We start from the raw sequence: 275 nt of genomic DNA on the forward strand, positions 1-275 counted from the left end.
AAGACATTGTTATGGGGAGAGGAAACCGCTTCCCGCTTTGAGCGTGAGCGCCGCGGATTTCCGGATAATGCGAAGCTCGGGGGCAAGCTGATGCGTTTTACTGATGCAGAAATGAAATTATTATCTCAACAAAAAATAGCGTTACTAACAGCGAAAATGGCACTTTTTTTTGTTCGAGCAACTGAAAAATATCAGACCCAAAAAGAACATGAAACGATTGAAAGTTTAATCTTGCAAACTATCTGTAATCCCAAAATACGTTCATTAAAATATTT

At 38.9% G+C, this 275-nt stretch carries 1 protein-coding gene; it reads left to right on the forward strand.

Annotated features, from left to right (window positions below; genetic code table 11):
* A partial coding sequence (locus SJ312_RS23435; protein WP_319868433.1) for a hypothetical protein occupies window positions 1-275 on the forward strand: 275 nt, incomplete at both ends.

Origin of the sequence: Providencia sp. CIM-Carb-044 (genome assembly GCF_033901115.1) — a bacterium.
In the GTDB taxonomy this organism is placed as follows: Bacteria; Pseudomonadota; Gammaproteobacteria; order Enterobacterales; family Enterobacteriaceae; genus Providencia; species Providencia hangzhouensis.